14 protein-coding genes are annotated in these 14,991 nt (G+C 60.5%); 4 read left to right on the top strand and 10 right to left on the bottom strand.

The window, feature by feature from the left end; translation table 11 throughout:
- Nucleotides 1–42: 42 nt before the first annotated feature.
- Nucleotides 43–2,040 (top strand): NAD-dependent epimerase/dehydratase family protein, encoded by a 1,998-nt coding sequence (locus V8Z65_RS06890; protein ID WP_338723402.1) that lies wholly within the window; start codon nucleotides 43–45, stop codon nucleotides 2,038–2,040.
- Nucleotides 2,041–2,086: 46 nt separating this feature from the next.
- Here V8Z65_RS06890 and lon read toward each other — a convergent pair whose 3' ends face one another.
- Together lon and V8Z65_RS06880 are read right to left on the bottom strand one after the other, a co-directional pair.
- A complete protein-coding gene (lon, locus tag V8Z65_RS06885; RefSeq protein WP_338723401.1) occupies nucleotides 2,087–4,513 on the bottom strand; it encodes an endopeptidase La in 2,427 nt (808 codons plus the stop codon).
- Between the two features lie 223 nt (nucleotides 4,514–4,736).
- Complete coding sequence (locus V8Z65_RS06880; RefSeq protein ID WP_338723400.1) at nucleotides 4,737–5,168, bottom strand: Lrp/AsnC family transcriptional regulator; 432 nt, start codon at nucleotides 5,166–5,168, stop codon at nucleotides 4,737–4,739.
- Between the two features lie 123 nt (nucleotides 5,169–5,291).
- On the opposite strand from V8Z65_RS06880, the gene rocF reads away from it, so the two are divergent.
- Both rocF and V8Z65_RS06870 read left to right on the top strand, forming a co-directional pair.
- On the top strand, nucleotides 5,292–6,260 hold the full coding sequence (gene rocF, locus V8Z65_RS06875) for an arginase (protein ID WP_338723398.1): 969 nt from the start codon (nucleotides 5,292–5,294) through the stop codon (nucleotides 6,258–6,260).
- A 9-nt stretch (nucleotides 6,261–6,269) separates the two neighbouring features.
- The gene (locus V8Z65_RS06870) at nucleotides 6,270–7,301 is read left to right on the top strand and encodes an ornithine cyclodeaminase (protein ID WP_338723396.1); all 1,032 of its coding nucleotides are present in this window, start codon (nucleotides 6,270–6,272) and stop codon (nucleotides 7,299–7,301) included.
- Nucleotides 7,302–7,425: 124 nt separating this feature from the next.
- On the opposite strand, the gene clpX is transcribed toward V8Z65_RS06870, so the two are convergent.
- The 3 genes from clpX to V8Z65_RS06855 form a co-directional block, all read right to left on the bottom strand.
- Nucleotides 7,426–8,703, bottom strand: a complete 1,278-nt coding sequence (gene clpX / locus V8Z65_RS06865; protein WP_338723395.1) for an ATP-dependent Clp protease ATP-binding subunit ClpX — start codon at nucleotides 8,701–8,703, stop codon at nucleotides 7,426–7,428.
- A 174-nt stretch (nucleotides 8,704–8,877) separates the two neighbouring features.
- Entirely contained in the window at nucleotides 8,878–9,507 is a 630-nt protein-coding gene (locus tag V8Z65_RS06860) for an ATP-dependent Clp protease proteolytic subunit (RefSeq protein ID WP_338723394.1), read from the bottom strand.
- 265 nt (nucleotides 9,508–9,772) lie between these two features.
- Entirely contained in the window at nucleotides 9,773–10,000 is a 228-nt protein-coding gene (locus V8Z65_RS06855) for a hypothetical protein (protein ID WP_338723393.1), read from the bottom strand.
- A gap of 133 nt (nucleotides 10,001–10,133) precedes the next feature.
- On the opposite strand from V8Z65_RS06855, the gene V8Z65_RS06850 reads away from it, so the two are divergent.
- Nucleotides 10,134–11,390 (top strand): cytochrome P450, encoded by a 1,257-nt coding sequence (locus tag V8Z65_RS06850; protein WP_338723391.1) that lies wholly within the window; start codon nucleotides 10,134–10,136, stop codon nucleotides 11,388–11,390.
- A gap of 35 nt (nucleotides 11,391–11,425) precedes the next feature.
- Here the strand turns inward: V8Z65_RS06850 and V8Z65_RS06845 are convergent, their stop codons facing one another.
- From V8Z65_RS06845 to rpsI, 5 genes are all read right to left on the bottom strand, one after another.
- Nucleotides 11,426–11,767 (bottom strand): hypothetical protein, encoded by a 342-nt coding sequence (locus V8Z65_RS06845; RefSeq protein ID WP_338723389.1) that lies wholly within the window; start codon nucleotides 11,765–11,767, stop codon nucleotides 11,426–11,428.
- A gap of 94 nt (nucleotides 11,768–11,861) precedes the next feature.
- Nucleotides 11,862–13,229, bottom strand: coding sequence for a dicarboxylate/amino acid:cation symporter (locus V8Z65_RS06840; RefSeq protein ID WP_338723387.1), 1,368 nt, complete (start codon nucleotides 13,227–13,229; stop codon nucleotides 11,862–11,864).
- A 167-nt stretch (nucleotides 13,230–13,396) separates the two neighbouring features.
- A complete protein-coding gene (locus V8Z65_RS06835) occupies nucleotides 13,397–14,038 on the bottom strand; it encodes a hypothetical protein (protein WP_338723386.1) in 642 nt (213 codons plus the stop codon).
- Nucleotides 14,039–14,041: 3 nt separating this feature from the next.
- Nucleotides 14,042–14,443: a VOC family protein gene (locus tag V8Z65_RS06830; protein ID WP_338723384.1), complete on the bottom strand. Its 402-nt coding sequence runs from the start codon at nucleotides 14,441–14,443 to the stop codon at nucleotides 14,042–14,044.
- A gap of 68 nt (nucleotides 14,444–14,511) precedes the next feature.
- Nucleotides 14,512–14,991, bottom strand: a complete 480-nt coding sequence (gene rpsI / locus V8Z65_RS06825) for a 30S ribosomal protein S9 (RefSeq protein ID WP_338723383.1) — start codon at nucleotides 14,989–14,991, stop codon at nucleotides 14,512–14,514.

The raw sequence follows: 14,991 nt of genomic DNA, 5'->3' as shown, positions 1-14,991 counted from the left end.
ATGACGTCGGTGTCAGGGCCTGTGCCCTCGGCCGCAAAATCGATGCGAATTTGTGTTGTGGGTGCGGGTGGCGGCATCGGCCGGCAATTGGCTGCCCGTTTTTCCGAGCGGCACCATGTCTCGGCGGTGTTCCGTACCCTACCCCCGGGCAGCACTGCAGATGTTGAGCCGATCCGGTTCGATGATGCGCCGGGGCTGGAAGGAGCCGTAGGGTCCGCTGACGTGATTGTTCACGCCGCGCTCAACACCAAGGCGCGCGGCAAGGCGTTCATAGAGGCTAACCAGGCTACCACAGAGCGCCTATTGGCACTGATAGAGCCGGGACGCTGTAAGCTGTTCGTCTATTTCAGTTCGCAGGTTGTCTATGCGGCGCTCGACCCTCTGAAACACCCAGTGCAGGCGGAAGATGCCGCGCTATCGGATAGCCGGCGGCTGGACAATTACACCCGGCTCAAGCTGCGGGAGGAAGCGCGGGTCATCGAGGCCTGCAAGGCCAAAGGTGTCGGCTATCTGATCGTTCGACCTACCGTGGTTATGGGGCCGGGCATGCAGTGGTCGAGCGGCATTGTCGGCGCTATGCGCCTGGCGCCAATTGGGCTCAGAAACCGGACCATTAATCTGGTTCATGTGGAGGACCTGGCGCATCAGCTCCTGAGCCTGGTCGAGGGCGGCGTGGCCAATGAAGTGGTCAATCTTGGGGACCTCGATGTGCCGTCCGACACCTACTTCCGCCATGCCGCCGGACTTGCCAACCGCCCCGTACTCCTGGCACCGGATTGGCTAGCTGGCGCGGTAGGCCGCTTCATTCCATCGACCCTTTGGTTTCTCTCCCACGATGTACGCGTGTCTACCGAAAAGGTCCGAGCGCTTTGCGGATCATCGAGTGGCCGGGCGCTGGAGGATTTCTTCGAGCCGCCCGCCCGCATTGTGGATGCGCGAAGCCTCGACGTCATCCAGGACACCGTGCGAAGCGGCAAGCCCTACCATGCTATCGGGCGGGGCTATTTTCTCTGGTTCAACGATCGCAAACAGATCGACCAATTGGTGATGGAACACTATGCGGGCATCGTGGCGCTGGATGGCAATGCGCTGACGGTCAAGGCTGGAACGACGTTGCGCACCATTCTCGATTACCTGGTGCCCCGCTCGCTGACATTGGCGACGCTACCCGAATTCGTGGACATTTCTGCGGGGGCCTGCTTCTTTGCCGAAGTTCATGGCAGCAGCGCCGAGCATATATCCATCTACGATCTCATCACCTCGATCCGCTATGTCGATGAGACTGGGGAGGAAAAGCTCTCCTTGCGCGACGAAGCCAGTTGGGACCGGTTGCGCGGCAATGGCGGCATCGTGGTGACCGAAGTGACGTTCCGCTGCCGGCCGAACCGGCTGCTGGCAAACAGCATTGAATGGCAGAAGGAAAGCCGGCTCGAAGATTACGTGGCCGGGGAATATCGAGCCAATTACAGCACTACCGTACATTGGTATCCGCGCAGCCATGAATTGATGGTCTACAATGTCAATCCGGTCGATGGACCCGAGCCCGGAGACCGGCGCCCCTTCCCGCCTATGCGCGGGTCGCCACACTGGATTCAGAAATTGCTGCTCAACCTGCGCATGCGCGGGCGTCAACGCGTCGTCGGCTCATCGGAACGGGTTCTGGCGCCCTGGAGCGGGGTTCCCGCCAAGAAATTGCTTGGCAAGTTCTTCCGCGATACGCGGCGACGGGTGCGCAATATGGAGGTGTGCGTGCCCGATACGCATGCGGCCGATTTTATTGCCAAGCTCCGGCGCCACCTACCAGAAATGAAATTGATGCCGGGACAGGGTATTGGTGTGCGCTTCACCCGCGATCCCGGGACCGATCGAGGGTTTGTCTGGGTGGAGATGACCTCGCGCGATGCCTCGCAAATGCATGCAATGGTGGAGATGGCGCGAGCAAGCTGTGGCGAGCAGTTCTGGCTACATCGCGGCAAATATGTCCCGACCGACATTGGTGTCGAGCATCTTTATATCCCGCGGCACATAGGGCCAGAATGAAAATGGCGGCCCTCAGGCCGCCACTTCCGTTCCATATTTGCCGAGGTCAGTGGGTTACACTGGCCCCTGCGTCATCTGTCGGATCGACCTTTGCCGGGACGGCAGGTTCGGCGTCGAAGTCCCATTCGATCGGCTCGGGCTTGCGCACCAGGGCGCGCTCGATGACCTGATCCATACGGCTGACAGGAACAATCTCCATGCCTTCCTTAACGATGTCCGGGATCTCCTGAAGATCGCGGACATTCTCTTCCGGGATCAGCACCGTCTTGATGCCGCCACGCAGCGCCGCCAGGAGCTTTTCCTTGAGGCCACCGATGGGCAGCACCCTGCCCCGCAGCGTGATCTCGCCAGTCATAGCGACATCGTTGCGGACAGGAATGCCCGTCATCACCGAGACGATCGCGGTTGCCAAGCCAATGCCGGCCGAGGGACCATCCTTGGGAGTGGCACCCTCGGGCAGGTGGACGTGAATGTCACGCGTATCGAACATGGGCGGCTTGATGCCGAAGTCGATGCAGCGGGACTTCACATAGGCCTGAGCGGCGGTCAGAGATTCCTTCATCACTTCCTTGATGTTGCCGGTAACCGACATGCGGCCCTTGCCCGGCGTCATCACGCCTTCGATGGTCAGCATTTCGCCACCCACGGAGGTCCAGGCCAAACCGGTCACGAGACCGACCTGAGCCTCGGCTTCGATCTCGCCGTGCTTGAAGATCATCGGTCCGAGATATTCAGCGAGTTTCTCGTCGGTGATCTCGATCGACTTGACCTTGGTGCGGACGATGTCGGTGACCGCCTTGCGCATCAATTTGGAGATTTCACGCTTGAGATTGCGGACGCCGGCCTCGCGGGTATAGCCACGAATGACCTTCATCAGCATCTCGTCGGAAAGCACGAATTCGCCATGCGCGACGCCGTTTTCCTTCGCGGCTTCGGGCATCAGGTGCTGCTTGGCGATCGCGTGCTTCTCCTCTTCGGTGTAACCGGAGAGGCGAATGATCTCCATGCGGTCCATCAGAGGGCCGGGAATATTGAGCGTGTTCGAGGTGGTCACGAACATCACGTCGGACAGGTCGAAATCCACCTCCAGATAGTGGTCATTGAATGTGTTGTTCTGCTCCGGATCGAGTACTTCGAGCAGCGCTGACGACGGATCCCCACGGAAATCCTGGCCCATCTTGTCGATCTCGTCGAGCAGGAAAAGCGGGTTGTTCTTGCCCACTTTCTTGAGCGACTGGATGATCTTGCCGGGCATGGAGCCGATATAGGTGCGGCGGTGACCACGGATCTCGGCCTCGTCGCGCACGCCGCCGAGCGCCATGCGCACGAATTCGCGACCGGTGGCCTTGGCAATCGACTTGCCGAGCGAAGTCTTGCCGACACCCGGCGGGCCGACGAGGCAGAGGATCGGACCCTTGAGCGTGCCGGTACGGGCCTGCACGGCCAGATATTCGAGGATGCGCTCCTTGACCTTTTCGAGGCCATAGTGATCGGCGTCCAGAACCTTTTCGGCCAGAGCCAGGTCGCGCTTGACCTTGGACTTCTTGCCCCAGGGCAAGCCCAAAAGCGTATCAAGATAGTTACGAACAACCGTGGCTTCAGCCGACATCGGGCTCATGCCCTTGAGCTTCTTGATCTCGCCATCAGCCTTGGCACGGGCTTCCTTGGAGAGCTTGGTCTTGGCGACACGCTCTTCGAGTTCGGTAATCTCGTTAGCGCCGTCTTCGCCGTCGCCCAGCTCGCGCTGGATCGCCTTCATCTGCTCGTTAAGGTAGTATTCGCGCTGGGTCTTTTCCATCTGGCGCTTGACGCGGGAGCGGATGCGCTTTTCCACCTGCAACACGCCAATCTCGCCTTCCATCAGGCCGATGACCTTCTGAAGACGCTCAATAACCGAAACGGTCTCGAGCAGATCCTCCTTTTCAGGGATCTTGATGACGAGATGGCTGGCAATAGTGTCGGCCAGTTTACTGGCGAGTTCGATCTGCCCAACGGCAGCGACAACCTCGGCGGAAATCTTCTTGTTGAGCTTGACGTAGTTTTCGAACTCGGACTGCGCCGAACGAGCCAGCGCCTCGACTTCGGTCGCGTCTTCCTCAGGTTCGGGGAGAACCGAGGCCTCGGCCTCGAAATATTCCTCGGTCTGGAGGTAATTGTCGATAGTGGCGCGGTGGAGGCCTTCCACGAGCACCTTGACCGTCCCGTCCGGGAGCTTGAGGAGCTGCAGAACGGTGGCAATGGTTCCGGTGGGATAGATTTGGTCAGGCGCCGGATCATCGTCCTGCGCGTTCTTCTGCGTCACGACAAGGATGTGCTTGTCGTCGCGCATCACTTCTTCAAGCGCCTTGACCGATTTCTCGCGCCCAACGAAGAGCGGCACGATCATGCCGGGGAAGACGACGATGTCGCGCAGCGGGAGGACCGGGTAAACCCGATCCCGGCTTGTTTCGCCGGTGGAGGTAACTTCCGACATCACATTTCCTTTCCGGGGCGCGCCGGAGGGAGGAAGTGGTAGCGCGCCCGTATTGCGACTGCCCAATCTCTAGAGGCTGGGCGATTCAGGTTAATAAATAGGGTGGAGTGCCCTGCCCGCAAGTCATGCTTTGCGGTTTTGTGAATGTTAGGCCCGCTACGCACAGGAGATATGTGCCAAAGCCGGAAACACGGCTGTGCCTTGCTCTCGCAACGAGTGTGGCTCACGCCCCGCCCTTCCGCGCCTTGAGCAGAATGGATGTGTCGGTGGCACCGATGCCATCGATCTGGCGGATCGTGCGCAGAAGGTCATCGAAGGCGGCAACGTCGGGCGCTTCAAGCTCGGCGACGTAGTCCCAACGGCCATTGGTGGTGTGAAGCTGGCGCAGTTCGGGAATGCCCATGAGACGCTTGAGCACAGCGTCTTCGCGCTTGGTTTCGACCTCAATCATGGTGATCGCGCGCACGCCGTGGCTCTGGGCCGCGGCGGTGACCACGGTGAAGCCGGTAATCGCGCCGCCATCCACTAGCCGATCCAGCCGCGCCTTGGCCGTGGCGCGGGAGATGTCCAAATGCGCCGCCAGGGTCGCGATTGGCAAGCGCGCATTGCTGCGCAGCAAGGCAATCAGGCGGTGATCCAGATCATCAAGTATCATAATGCGCAACCTGACTTATCATTCTGAATAGACTAGTAGCCAATTTTAGCACAATTCCGTCTGTTCGTCACCGCGCCAGGCGCGCAGACTGGCAGCACGTTTCTATAGGGAGGATCCGCCTGCATGGACCAGAACGCGCTCAGAATCGACCTGATCGGTATTCCTACCGATGCCGGTGCGTCATGTCGTGGTTGTGGCATGGGGCCGGAAGCCCTGCGGATCGCCGGCATCGGCGAGGCCGTCGCCGCGCTTGGCCATGTGGTGACCGATCTGGGTGACCTGCCGCGGCCGCAGCGGAGCGCATCCATGCCATGGCGCCTGTCGGAGGCGCGCGAGGCAGAAGTCCTCGCCATGGCCAAGGCCGGCAGCGAAGCGGCCTATGCCAGTCTTGCAGAGGGCCATCTGCCGGTCTTTCTGGGTGGGGATCATTCGATCGCCATGGGCACATTGAGCGGAGTGGCCCGCTATGGCGCCGCGCAAGGCAAACCTGTGCACGTGTTATGGGTCGACGCGCATGGCGATTTCAACACACCGGGAACTTCCGAAACCGGCAATATTCATGGCATGCCCCTTGCCCATGCCTGTGGTGAGCCCGATTTCGGGCCGCAATATGAAGGTGGCTGGCGGGGCCATATCGATCCGAACAATGTGACGATCTTTGCGGCGCGGGACATCGACCGGCCGGAGCGTGAATTGCTGGAGCGGCGTGGCGTCAACGTGATCGACATGCGCCAGATCGACGAAAGCGGCACTGTGGCGCTGATGCGCGAGGTGCTGGAGCGCGTTGAGGCTGCCGGGGGACATCTGCACGTGAGCCTAGATGTCGATGCGGTCGATCCATCCGTGGCGCCGGGCGCTGGAACGCCGGTGGCCGGTGGTCTTACCTTCCGCGAGGCGCATCTGGCCATGGAAATGATCCATGACAGCGGGCTTCTGAGCTCGCTGGACGTGGTCGAGCTCAACCCGATGTTGGACCAGGCGGGGATGAGTGCACGGTTGCTGGTGGACCTGGTGGCAAGCCTGTTTGGCCGGCAGATCATGCCGCGACGGGTCCTGAGGGAGCCCCTGGCCTCCCAGATGAACAATGGATAGGAGGGGAAAATGACCCAGTTCATCGGCGTCAAGGAACTCGGCCAATTGGTGGGTACAATGGGGCCGCGCCGCTTCCTCAAGCGGCTGGTGGAGTATCTGGCAGAGGATTTCTCCCGCTGGGAAAAGTTCGACAAGGTGCCCCGCGTCGCCAGTCACTCCGCTATCGGGGTGATTGAATTGATGCCGACCAGTGACGGATCGCTCTACAGCTTCAAATATGTCAACGGGCACCCATCCAATCCGAAGCAGGGCAAATTGACCGTTACGGCCTTCGGCGTGCTCTCCGACGTCTTGACGGGCTATCCGCAGCTGATCAGCGAGATGACGCTGCTCACAGCGCTACGGACGGCGGCGACCTCGGCCTATGCCGCAAAATTGCTGGCGCGGCCAGAGAGCCGCGTCATGGCGCTGATCGGGACAGGCGCACAATCTGAATTCCAGACCCTGGCCTTCCTGGAACTGCTGGGCATTCGCGAGGTCGTGGTGTTTGACCCCGATCCGGCGGCAGTCGAGAAATACAGGCGCAATACGGCCGCGTTTCGCCTGACAGTGCGCACGGCCAGGTCAGCAGCAGATGCGGTGGCCGGCGCGGACATCGTTACCGTTTGTACGGCGGTAAAAGGGCGCCAGGCGATCATCTCCCGGAATATGCTCAAGCCAGGTGTCCATATCAACGCCATTGGCGGGGACTGCCCGGGCAAGACTGAGCTGAATAGCGATGTACTGGAAAATGCGGAGGTTTTTGTCGAGTTCACGCCACAAACGCGGATCGAAGGCGAAATTCAGCAGATGGGCCCCGATTTTGCGGTGACAGAATTGTGGGAAGTCGAGACCGGGCGCAAGGCCGGCCGGACGGGCGCGAAGGCGATTACCGTCTTCGACTCAGTAGGTTTCGCTGTCGAAGACTTTTCGGCGCTGCGGCTGGTGCATGACCTGATGGAGGGCCGTGGTAAGTGGCTAGACCTAGTGCCAGAGCTCGACAATCCCAAGGATCTCTATGGACCGCTGCTGGGCGGAGCCGCGATGGGCGCGGTAGCGTGACGCAAACGACCTCGCGGTTCGAGGCGCTTCGCGCACCTCACCATGAAGTCTCCTGAGGTTGCCATTCGCGAAACGAAAGCGCCGGGCGCAAGGCCCGGCGTTTTCGCATTCAATGGACGTTGGATCAGGCCGTTGCCGGCGCCTCATCCTTCTTGCGCTCGGAATAGATGTAGAGTGGACGCACGTCCTTGCCCTTGACCACATCCTCGCTGATGACGACTTCCTCGACGCCTTCAAGCGAGGGGAGGTCATACATGGTGTCGAGCAGAATGCCTTCCATGATCGAACGGAGGCCGCGGGCACCGGTCTTACGCTCAATGGCCTTCTCAGCGATGGCCTTAAGGGCATCTTCGTGGAAAGTCAGCTCGATCTCTTCCATCTGGAACAGGCGCTGATACTGACGAACCAAGGCGTTCTTGGGCTGGGTGAGGATTTCGATGAGCGCAGGCACATCAAGATCTTCCAGTGTCGCGAGAACCGGCAGACGGCCAATGAATTCGGGGATCAGGCCGAAGCGAACCAGATCTTCGGGTTCCACCTCTGCAAGCAGTTCACCGACGCGACGGTCGTTCGGATCCTTGACCGTGGCAGCAAAGCCGATACCCGAACCCTCACCACGCGCCGAAATGATCTTTTCAAGACCAGCAAACGCGCCGCCGCAGATGAACAGGATATTGGTCGTGTCGACCTGCAGGAATTCCTGCTGCGGATGCTTACGGCCGCCCTGCGGAGGCACGGAGGCGACGGTACCTTCCATGATCTTGAGCAGGGCCTGCTGCACGCCTTCACCAGAGACGTCGCGGGTGATCGACGGATTGTCCGACTTGCGGGAAATCTTGTCGACCTCGTCGATATAGACGATGCCACGCTGGGCCTTTTCGACATTGTAGTCGGCAGCCTGCAGGAGCTTGAGAATGATGTTTTCCACGTCCTCGCCGACATAGCCGGCTTCGGTCAGCGTAGTGGCATCGGCCATGGTGAAGGGCACATCGAGGATACGCGCCATGGTCTGCGCCAGCAGGGTCTTGCCCGAGCCGGTGGGTCCAATCAGCATGATGTTGGACTTGGACAGTTCGACATCCTGATTCTTGGCCGCGTGGTGCAGGCGCTTGTAGTGGTTGTGGACAGCCACGGAGAGCACGCGCTTGGCGCGACCCTGGCCGATGACGTAATCGTCCAGCACCTTGCAGATTTCTGCAGGGGTGGGCACGCCCTCGGAGGACTTAACCATGGAGGTCTTGTTCTCTTCGCGGATGATGTCCATGCACAGTTCGACGCATTCATCGCAGATGAACACGGTCGGACCGGCGATCAGCTTGCGTACTTCGTGCTGCGACTTGCCGCAGAACGAGCAGTAAAGCGTGTTCTTGGAGGTTTCGCCGTTCGTCGTCTCTTTGGACATCCAGTCACTCCCGGGAGCTGACCGCCCCCAAAATCAAGCGTTAACAGGCAGGCTAACGCTCAAGGCATAAAGAAAGTCTAAGCCGAAACGACCTTAAAGGCCGTTCCGGCTCGGTGCAATTGCGCTTGGATCACAGTCCACGGCGCATCAGCATTGTGCTTAACGCGCATCAAGTCAGGCGGAGGCCTCAGGCGCCGCGCGTTTTTCCATCACGGTATCGATCAGACCGAAGGCTTTGGCTTCTTCGGGCGAGAGGAAGCGGTCACGCTCGAGGGCATTCTCGATCTCCTCGTAAGACCGGCCCGTGTGCTTTTCATAGATCTGATTAAGACGGCGCTTCAAACCCTCGACTTCCTTGGCATGAATCAGGATATCGGTGACCTGGCCCTGGAAGCCACCGGAGGGCTGGTGAACCATGACGCGCGAATTGGGCAGGCTCGAACGCATGCCCGCTTCACCGGCTGCAAGCAGCAGCGAACCCATGGACGCGGCCTGGCCCATGACCATGGTGGCGACTGCCGGGCGGATGAACTGCATGGTGTCGTAGATGGAAAGGCCAGCCGTCACCACGCCGCCAGGCGAGTTGATGTACATGGCGATTTCCTTCTTCGGATTCTCTGATTCGAGGAAGAGAAGCTGAGCGACGATGAGTGAGGCCATGTTGTCCTCGACCACGCCGGTCACGAAAATGATGCGCTCGCGCAAGAGGCGCGAATAGATGTCGAAGGCGCGTTCGCCGCGGTTCGACTGCTCGACCACCATTGGAACGAGCGTGTTCATGTAAAGATCGTGCGGATCCCGCATATATTTTGCCCCTTGGCCATGTTTCCGGGTCGCGGACCGGATGACAGGCTTGGTTGGTTGGACAGACCGCTATTCCGAACGCGCACTCGGAGGAACAGGCCGGCCTGCCGGAAATCGAATCGGCGCGACTGGCCGATTGCAGGCGATGCCGCCTTAACGGGCGGTAAAGGCACAGATAGGCGGCAATGAGGCAGGCTTCAATAGTCCTGCCTGTTCTCGACCAATTCTTGTGATCTCAAGGTGAATGCCACCAACTTATCTCAAATCAGCTAAAGCCGACGGCCACGCCCTTTTTGCGGAAATAGGCCTGCATAAGCTTGCGGCCCTGCCGATTGGGCTGAGCCAGCTTGGCGGTTTCGAATGTAGCTTCCTTGAGACCTTCGCGCGCCATAGCGGATTTGAGGGCGGCGATATGGGTATCGATGTCCTCGTTGTCATTGCGGATCGAGGCATATATGGCCTCGATGGCCTCGGAATAGCTGATGTCGCCCAACGGAGTTGCTCCTCGAATTCGTTGTCCCCTTCCCTAGCGATTTTTTCGGGCAGAGCAAGACGGAGGTCATAGGCAGGCCGGGCAAGACGATCTAGATTTGACCAATCGATCAAAAGCGTCAGCCCCAGAGACCATGGCCGCCATTCTTCAAGTCAAGCCGATCACCGATGTTCCTGACCATTTGCGTGCCAGCGCGCAGCCGCAGGACCCGAACTTCTACCAGAACCCCTACCCTTTTTACGCCCAACAGCATGCCGGCCACCCGGCCTTCTTCTGGGAGGAGTATGGGCATTGGTGCTTTGCCGACTTCAAATCGGTCAGTGCGCTCCTCCGCGACAAACGGCTCGGGCGCGATATTCTGCATGTGGCAAGCCGGGAAGAAATCGGCCTGCCCGAGCCCAAGCCGCATGTGGCCGACTTCGACCTGACCGAGAAATACTCGCTGCTGAACTTGGAGGCGCCCGCCCATACGCGGCTGAGAACGCTGGTAAACCGCGCCTTCGTGTCGCGGCAAGTGGAGCAATTGCGGCCGCGCATCCGGCAACTTGCCAATGAGATGATCGACCGGTTCGAGGGTGAACCGAGCGTGGACCTGATCAAGGCATTTGCAGCGCCGATCCCTGCCATTGTCATCGCCGAGATGATCGGCCTACCCGCGGAGATGGCGCCGCAATTGCTCAACTGGTCCAACCGCATGGTGACCATGTACATGTACAATGTCACGCGCGAGACTGAGCTGGACGCCAACCAGGCGGCGGCCGATTTCATGGCCTATCTGCGCGAGGTGGTCGCGGAGCGGCGCAAGGCGCCGCGAGAGGATCTGCTCACCCATATGCTGACCACCGATCGCGACGGCGATGTGCTGAGCGATGACGAAGTCATGTCGACCGCCATATTGTTGCTCAATGCCGGGCATGAGGCGACGGTGCACACCACCGGCAATGGGGTCAAATCGATCCTTGGAAGCGGCCTCGACCCACAGGGCCTGTTTGCCACGCCCGAACAGGCCGAAAAGACCGTGGAGGAGTGCCTGCGCTTCGATGCGCCGCTGCATCTGTTCACCCGCTATGCGCTGATGGACATGGAATTTGAAGGCATTCCACTGCGCAAAGGCGATGTCGTCGGGCTGATGCTGGGCGCGGCGAACCGCGATCCGGCGCGCTTTGCCCATGCCGACCGCTTCGATCCATTCCGCTCTGACGGCGCCAATGTCAGCTTTGGCGCCGGCATTCACTTCTGCATCGGCGCGCCGCTGGCACGGATCGAGTTGCAGGAGGCGATGGGGGTTCTATTCCAGCGCCTGCCCAAGCTGAGGATCGTGGAGCCGCCACGCTATGGCAATGTCTATCATTTCCACGGGCTGGAGAAGCTGATGGTGGGATGGCGGTAATCTGCCCTGCCAAGGGTGGACTACACCTGCGCTAGCTAGCGCAGCCAACCATTGCGTTTGGCGATCCGCCGTGCGATCCCGCAGGTTTCCCGCGTAACGTGCGGTGCCTGAATATCTGCCCACTGCAGGGCCGCTTGCTGGAGAGTCGTCATGTTCACGCCGCCAACGCTTGCGATCATGGCATAGTGCTCGTCGATCTTTGCCTGATCGTAGTCGAGACCGCACAGCCGCCGTCCATTGACGATGAGGCCGAGACCATGCGACCAGGCCTGCAAGTCGGTCCAACCCTCGGGCTTCAGCGGCGAGAGTTGGGCGAAAGCCGTACCCGCCCCGAGAACCGTCATCGCCAGAATAAGTATCCCTTTGCGAAAATACATCAACACATCCTCCAATATCTCGACGATACGGTCTCACGGACAAAAATAAAGGGAGGCAGATGCCTCCCTTTATTATTTTGGACGATATCCAGACCTATTCGGCTGGGACGACCTCAACGTCGAGGTCTTCAATGGCCTTGCCGTTGTCGTAAACGGCCTGGTTGAGGATGCCCTGGCGCTTGGCGACAATGGTCGGGACCAAGGCCTGGCCAGCGACGTTGACCGCAGTGCGACCCATATCAAGGATCGGATCGATCGCCAGCAAGAGGCCGACGCCTTCGAGCGGCAGGCCGAGGGTTGACAGGGTCAGCGTCAGCATAACGGTGGCGCCGGTAAGGCCGGCGGTGGCCGCGGAGCCGATCACCGAGACGAAGATGATCAGGAAATAGTGCTGCAGCTCGAGCGGCACCCCGAAGAACTGCGCCACGAAGATCGCTGAGATCGCTGGATAGATGGCTGCGCAACCGTCCATCTTGGTGGTGGCGCCCAGCGGCACGGCAAAGGCCGCATATTCGCGCGGTACGCCCAGGTTCTTCTCCGTGACACGTTCGGTCACCGGCAGAGTACCGATGGACGAGCGGGAGACGAAAGCGAGCTGGATGGCCGGCCAGGCGCTCTGGAAATAGCGGATGGGGTTGAGGCCATGGGCCTGCAACAGCACCGGATAGACGACAAAAAGCACAAGGAAGAGACCGATATAGATGGCAGCAGCGTACCAACCCAGTTGTGCAAGCGCATCCCAGCCATAGACAGCGACGGCATTACCCAAAAGGCCGATGGTGCCGATGGGCGTGAGGCGGATGACCCACCAGAGGACCTTGTGAATGACCTTGAGGAAGGACCGGTTGAAGGCGAGGAAGGGGTCGGCAGCCGGGCCGACGCGCAGGGCGGCCACGCCCACCACAATGGAAATGATGAGGATTTGCAACACGTTGAAGCTGAGGCTGGTGCTCGCCCCACTGTCGCCGACGCGGGTATTTGCCTGCAGGCCGATGAAGTTCGAGGGGATCAGACCCTTGAGGAAATCGAGCCAGGACCCCGTTGATGAAGGCGCGCGCGCTGCGGCTTCGGTCACCGCTGTGTTGAGACCGGGCTGGATGATCAGGCCCAGCGCGATACCAATGGCAACGGCGATCAGCGCGGTGATGGCGAACCAGAGAAGGGTTTGCCAAACCAGCTTTGCCGCGTTCTGCAATTCGCGCAGATTGGCGATGGACGCCACGATGGCGGTGAAGACCAGCACCGGCACCAAGGCCCGCAGCAGCGACACGAAGGACGAACCGACCGTGGACAGGGTTTGGGTCAGCCAATTGGCGCCGCCCGCCGCGTCGGGGCCCATGGAGCGGGCAATGAAGCCAAGCACAAGGCCGATGACCATGGCGGCCAGAACCTGAAAGCCGAAATTGAGATATAGCGGCTTTGGCGCGCGTGGTGCGGCACCGGCCGAAACAGAAGTGGGCATTGGAAAAGCCTTTCAGTAACGTGCGACTCGATGCTCATTTGACAAGCACCGCGCCTTATATTTGCGCAGAGCCTATACGTGAGTCCGCATAAAAACAGCGCATATCGTTGCTTTTACGCTGGCCGAGAAAGATTTTTCTGCCACCGACCAGACGGCGAATGGGATGTTTATCGTCTTTTGCCGATGATCTGGCTGATCAAGCCGGCGATGACCGGCGGCATGAACAAGGCCAAAGCCATACCGATCACCAGCAGCCCAGGGCCGGGGTCGATCCAGGCGAGCCACGCCAAACCGGCCGCTGCCACGCCGCAGGCCAGGCCTGCCGAACGGTGCACGATCATCCAGGCACGATCTGACGGAATGGGCCAAGGCATGCGGAGCCCTGCATAGGAGTGGCGCTCAGCCTCGAAGATCACTGCCGCCAGGACGAGCAGCACGGTTGCCAGAACGAAGGCGGTGATGCGGAACATGTCGAAGTCCGAACCAATGCCGTTGAGCAGCAGGCCGAGCTGGCAAGAGGCCGCCACGGCGAGGAGCAAGGTCAATGCCGGATCAAGGATATGCCTGGTCTTGGCGAGGTGGTTTTGGGTGAGCGCCCGGCCAAGCAGAAAGAAGGCAGCCATCAGGGCGAATTGTACCAGGGGCGCGACAGACAGCGCCACTTCGCGCGGCCAGAGCCAGTCGGCCGCGCTACCCTGCCAATGAGCAGGAAAGGCGTAACCAGCCGGGATATGGAGAAGCGCGACCCCGGCTATGGCCAGAGTGACGCCGAACAGCAGAAGATGAAAACGGGAGACGAGGCTGGGCATGGCCTATGCCAGCAATGCGGGGCGATGCACCAGATGGAGCTTGTTGCCATCCGGATCGCGCAGATAGGCGCCATAATAGTCCGGCGCGTAGTGAGGCCGTAGCCCGGGGGCACCTTCGCCCGCCCCGCCCCCTTCAAGCCCGGCAGCATATGCCCGATCGACGGCTTCGCGCGAAGGCGCGATAAAGGCGATCATGGCACCATTGCCCGGCGTTGCCGGCTGCCCGTCAAAAGGCGAATAGACGTAGAAGCGCGGATAGGCTTTGGCGCCTACCCAGCACAGAGCAAGGGGACCACCATCGGGCTCGACCTGGCGACGACGCAGGCCGAGCGGTTGCAGAACGGCATCGTAGAATGCGCCAGCGCGGTCCAGGTCGTTGCTGCCGATGGTAACGTGACTGAGCATCTTGGCCTCTCCAAAGCAAAAGGGCCGGTTTCCCGGCCCCTCGCAATATCGAAATGTCGTCCGACGCCTTAGCGCTTGGAGAACTGGAAGGAGCGGCGGGCCTTGGCCTTGCCGTACTTCTTACGCTCGACAACACGGCTGTCGCGGGTCAGGAAGCCACCCTTCTTCAGAACCGGGCGCAGGGCGGGTTCGAAGTAGGTGAGCGCCTTGGAGATGCCGTGACGAACAGCACCAGCCTGGCCGGAAAGGCCGCCACCGGCAACGGTGACGTTCACGTCATACTGGTCGAGGCGCTCGGAAGCGACGATCGGCTGCTTGACGATGAGCTGGAGAACCGGACGGGCGAAGTACTTGGCGAATTCGCGGCCGTTGACGGTCAGAGTGCCCTTGCCCGGCTTGATCCAAACGCGAGCGACGGCGTTCTTGCGCTTGCCGGTGGCATAGGCGCGGCCGAGGCTGTCGAGCTTCTGGACGTGGACCGGAGCGGTGTTGACCGGAGCGGCAGCAGACGTGCCGAGGTCTTCGAGGGAGTTGATGGTTTCAGCCAT

The sequence above is a fragment of the Devosia sp. XK-2 genome, from assembly GCF_037113415.1.
GTDB lineage: Bacteria > Pseudomonadota > Alphaproteobacteria > Rhizobiales > Devosiaceae > Devosia.
Note: the sequence above shows the minus strand (reverse complement) of the source record. Positions and strands in the feature narration are given on the sequence as shown.

Bases quoted from the DNA above. Each gene is read 5' to 3' on its own strand.
- V8Z65_RS06830 (WP_338723384.1), bottom strand. From the start codon at position 14,443: ATGCTCAGTCACGTTACCATCGGCAGCAACGACCTGGACCGCGCTGGC.
- V8Z65_RS06845 (WP_338723389.1), bottom strand. From the start codon at position 11,767: ATGTATTTTCGCAAAGGGATACTTATTCTGGCGATGACGGTTCTCGGG.
- V8Z65_RS06840 (WP_338723387.1), bottom strand. From the start codon at position 13,229: ATGCCCACTTCTGTTTCGGCCGGTGCCGCACCACGCGCGCCAAAGCCG.
- lon (WP_338723401.1), bottom strand. From the start codon at position 4,513: ATGTCGGAAGTTACCTCCACCGGCGAAACAAGCCGGGATCGGGTTTAC.
- V8Z65_RS06890 (WP_338723402.1), top strand. From the start codon at position 43: ATGCGAATTTGTGTTGTGGGTGCGGGTGGCGGCATCGGCCGGCAATTG.
- V8Z65_RS06860 (WP_338723394.1), bottom strand. From the start codon at position 9,507: ATGCGGGATCCGCACGATCTTTACATGAACACGCTCGTTCCAATGGTG.
- V8Z65_RS06835 (WP_338723386.1), bottom strand. From the start codon at position 14,038: ATGCCCAGCCTCGTCTCCCGTTTTCATCTTCTGCTGTTCGGCGTCACT.
- rocF (WP_338723398.1), top strand. From the start codon at position 5,292: ATGGACCAGAACGCGCTCAGAATCGACCTGATCGGTATTCCTACCGAT.
- V8Z65_RS06870 (WP_338723396.1), top strand. From the start codon at position 6,270: ATGACCCAGTTCATCGGCGTCAAGGAACTCGGCCAATTGGTGGGTACA.
- clpX (WP_338723395.1), bottom strand. From the start codon at position 8,703: ATGTCCAAAGAGACGACGAACGGCGAAACCTCCAAGAACACGCTTTAC.
- V8Z65_RS06850 (WP_338723391.1), top strand. From the start codon at position 10,134: ATGGCCGCCATTCTTCAAGTCAAGCCGATCACCGATGTTCCTGACCAT.
- rpsI (WP_338723383.1), bottom strand. From the start codon at position 14,991: ATGGCTGAAACCATCAACTCCCTCGAAGACCTCGGCACGTCTGCTGCC.
- V8Z65_RS06880 (WP_338723400.1), bottom strand. From the start codon at position 5,168: ATGATACTTGATGATCTGGATCACCGCCTGATTGCCTTGCTGCGCAGC.